Origin of the sequence: Agriterribacter sp. (assembly GCF_035444585.1) — a bacterium.
GTDB lineage: Bacteria > Bacteroidota > Bacteroidia > Chitinophagales > Chitinophagaceae > Agriterribacter.
The window spans coordinates 1-4093 of the sequence record NZ_DAOMOZ010000311.1 but is presented as its reverse complement, the minus strand read 5'-3'; the positions used below and the strand labels follow the sequence as shown (position 1 = coordinate 4093).

General features: G+C 44.6%; 2 protein-coding genes and 1 pseudogene. 2 read left to right on the top strand and 1 reads right to left on the bottom strand.

Annotated features, from left to right (window positions below; all coding sequences use genetic code 11):
* Nucleotides 1-1636: S9 family peptidase (locus tag PLH26_RS20695; protein WP_324587922.1), on the bottom strand; the 1636-nt coding region annotated here is incomplete at its 3' end.
* Nucleotides 1637-2030: 394 nt separating this feature from the next.
* Between PLH26_RS20695 and PLH26_RS20690 the strand changes: the two genes are divergently transcribed.
* Nucleotides 2031-3422 (top strand): dihydroorotase, encoded by a 1392-nt coding sequence (locus tag PLH26_RS20690; protein ID WP_324587921.1) that lies wholly within the window; start codon nt 2031-2033, stop codon nt 3420-3422.
* A 52-nt stretch (nt 3423-3474) separates the two neighbouring features.
* Nucleotides 3475-4093: pseudogene (locus PLH26_RS20685) on the top strand (MutS-related protein); the annotation flags it as partial.

Sequence of the window (4093 nt, the reverse complement as noted above, 5' to 3'; positions counted from 1 at the left end):
AACCCTGGTTGGCCAGCCAGCGCAAGGTAAGCGTAAGTTTATCACCCCACCTGTCTAAAACCTCCTGGTGGGTTGAGCCGCCGTAAACATATAATACAAGTGGTAATCTCCCTCTTATATTGTGATAAGGCCTGATCAGCCAGCCGTTCATCGTCATGGAATCATTGGCCTTCACGGTAAAAAAGTATGCCTGCGGGATCTTGTAATCGTTCAGCCGGTCGTTCAGCTCTTTGTTCTCGATCAGCTTTTTCTTGTCCTTTCCCGTAGTGGAAACTACCTGGTAAACCGGGGGTTCGTTTAAAGAAGAGAATGCATCAAAAAAGAACCGTTTGTCGCTGCTTATCCAGGCATCATGATAACCATCACCGGAGGTAAGCTTTGTTCTTCCCTTGCCATCGTAATTTATTTTATACAATTGTTTTTGCCTTGATCCCGATTCGTTCGATGAATAGTATACTTCGCTGTGTATATCATCAATCGCCTCCACGTCAGTCACTTCCCAGTTACCGCTGGTTAAAGGAACAGCGGTAGCGGAATCGCTGCTTATTTCATACAAATGCGTATATCCGTCCTTTTCGCTCTTCCACAAAAACGACCTGCCTTCTTTAATAAAGTACATATTGTCCGGGTACACCCGAACATAATCAGCGGCACTTTCTTCCGTATAGATCACGGCGGTTTTTCCTGTAACAATATCGGCTTTCAGCAGCTCCAGTCTTTTTTGATCTCTTGTGAGGCGTTGCACAAATAAAGCTTTATTATCGGGGCTCCATCTGATCCCTGTAATGTACTGATCGGGATTAACGCCAATATCTATCGGTACAAACAGCTTATTGGCAATATCATAAACAAATACTTTTACATCGGGCACCATTTCACCGGCTAAAGGATAACGTTGATTCCTGATTTCGGCATAGGGCCGTTCGTATATGGTTAATGGATAGTTTTTGACTGTGTTTTCATTGAACCGCAGCATGGCAATATAGTTCCCGTTGGGGCTCCACTCGTAAGCCTTTGTCATACCAAAGCCATTCTCGTATAGCGCATCTGCCATGCCATATAAAAACTGGCCAGCCGATCCGTCTACCGTTACCGGAATGGTGGTGTTCTTTTCAATGTCCATAATATACAGGTTGGCGTCAATAATATATGCCAGCCGCTTGCTGTCGGGTGAAAAGCCGGGATACAATTGCTTGCCGTTGGTGGAAACGACCCTTAATGTTTTCTTATCAATATCCCATACATAATTGAACGCTTTTTCCGAGATGGTATATAAAGGCTCGATTTGTGTACGGATAAGGATCTTGCTGTCATCGGGTGAAAAGCCAAAATCCTGGAAGTACGTAAATGTAGTGGGCAGGGAATCGGTTTCGCGCTTGATCTGGTTCGAAAACAGCGTATCCACGATCCGGGTGGTGTTAAAGTCGAGCGATAAGATGACCTGCGGGCCCGAAGCGGTGTCGGTTTGGATCCATGCAAAGCGGGGAGACTGATTCATGAGATGCACCACATATTTGCGTTCATCGAAATGACCGCTCCATATCTTTTCGAGATCAAGCTCCATTTTCGCCTGTTGCTGTGCCTCAACAATAAAAGGAAAGCAAAATAGAAGTAAGCCTATGAACAGTTTTTTCATTATCAGCATAATTGGTAAAAAAATCTTTGGAACAGGCTATTGGAATTATACCGCAGAAAACAACATTGGGACGGTAAAAATAAAGGTATTCATTTAAATTGCATGATAATTCCGGGTGAATGCAAAAGATCGAATAACAAAGAACAGGAGTCAAATAAATTTCAAGTAGTAAATTTTAAATCCGAGGCCGGAAACCGAGGTTTGAAATACAATCAGCGCTCACGTAAGGCAGCTATAGTGCAGGCTACTGAAAATGAGAAGGCAACATCGAAATTAAGCTGAATCACAGCAGCACAGAAGTGCCATCAGGGCTCCTTCCTGAAAACGGGCAGGTTGCCAACGGTGCATCACGTTATTTTTAATGCTTAAGCATGCGCTTAATAGGTTACACGCTATGACAAATTATCTTTTAAAGAATATCAACATTGTTAATGAAAACTCCATTGCTGCTGCAGATGTCTTGATAAAGAACGGAAGGATAGAGCGGATAGGCGCTTCCATCCAACCGGCATTTACCGTTACAGAGATCAACGGTGAGGGCAAATACCTGCTGCCGGGGGTAATTGACGACCAGGTGCATTTCAGGGAACCGGGGTTAACCCATAAAGCCACTATATATTCTGAATCGAAAGCAGCCGTGGCAGGAGGAGTTACCTCCTTTATGGAAATGCCCAATACCATTCCCAATGCGCTTACGCTCGATTTGCTGGAAGATAAATACACCATCGCCGCAAAAACGGCTTTAGCCAATTACTCTTTTTTCATGGGCACGGCCAATAATAATGCAGATGAGGCGCTGAAGGTGAACCGGCACACCGATAAGATATGCGGCATTAAAATTTTCATGGGCTCCAGTACCGGCAACATGCTGGTAGATAATTACCTCACGCTTGACAAGCTGTTCCGGGAAAGTGAAGTGCTGATTGCCACACATTGTGAAGATGAAAAAATCATCAGGTCCAATTACGAAAGGATAAAGAAAGAGAAAAACATTTTAACGGCGTCAGACCATCCGCTGATCCGTGATGAAGAGGCTTGTTTTGAATCATCGCTCACTGCCATACAATTTGCCCAAAAATACAACAGCCGCCTACACATCCTGCACATTTCAACGGCTAAAGAATTGCAGTTGTTCAGCAATCTTAAGCCGCTGAAAGAAAAGCGCATCACCTGTGAGGTCTGTGTTCACCACCTGCATTTTACCGCCAGTGACTACGAACGCCTGGGTTACCTGATCAAATGTAATCCTGCTATTAAGGCGTCGTCGAACAGGGATGCTTTATGGAAGGCACTGGCAGACGACAGGATCGATGTTATCGCTACAGACCATGCTCCGCATACTTTATCCGAAAAGGGATATTCAAGGAATGATGATGGGATGCTTATTTTGAAGGAAGATATACAATATGAAAATGCGCATGCCGGCCTGCCCCTCGTGCAGCATCCGCTGTTGCTGATGTTGTATTATTACAAACAGGGGAAGATCAGCCTGGAAACCATTGTACGCAAAATGAGCCATGCGGTAGCAGATTGTTACCGGATAGCCAACCGGGGCTATATCCGCGAAGGGTACTGGGCCGACCTGGTGGTGGCCGACCTTGATCGCCCGGTTACCGTAAAGCACGAAGACCTTTTATATAAGTGCGGATGGAGCCCGCTGGAAGCATTTGCATTTCCCGCAGGCATTACCCATACATTTGTGAACGGCAATTTGCTGTATGAGAATTATGGAAAAGCGGTGTGGAATGAATCTGATAAGGGCATGAGGTTGTTATTTGAGCGGTAGATTGAATATTAATGTGTTCATATTGTAACAGGATCTGGCCGGTTTGTATTACATGCAGATAGACAAAACCACATATCATGATCTTTCTGTCTTCAATGCTGAAGAAGAATTTTCCGTTTTTCATAAGCTCAATTTTACACGTACCAATGGCGGTAAAGAATGGCTGCGCTGGATGATGCGTGAACCTTTTGAAGAGGTGAACAAAATACTGGACACGCAAAAAATAATACAGCTTATCGTATCCCGCATAGACCAATGGCCCAATTCTATTACCAACGGCACCATGATGATGATGGAAAGGTTTTACGATACGGCGATTGATCCCATACCGCATTCAACAGATTTTTTCAGCACCCGGCTGTACAAAGCCTTGCACAGCGTTGATTATGGGCTGGTGCGGTATTCGGTTAAGCATTTCCGTGATTTTGTTTGGGGGATGCAGCAACTGTCTGTACTGATAGACGCACCGCAGGCACCTGCCAAACTGCAATTGTTTGCTTCCAGGATAAGGTCGCTGCTGCTGCATGAGCAACTGCAGGAGCTGTTGAAAAAGGAACCGGGGCAAAGTTTTTCCATAAAGGAAAACCTTTATTATGGTCATTTTTTACAAAAAGCTTTTAAAACGCGGCCTAATGAGCTGAGCCAACTATTTTACCAGTTGGATGCCTGGT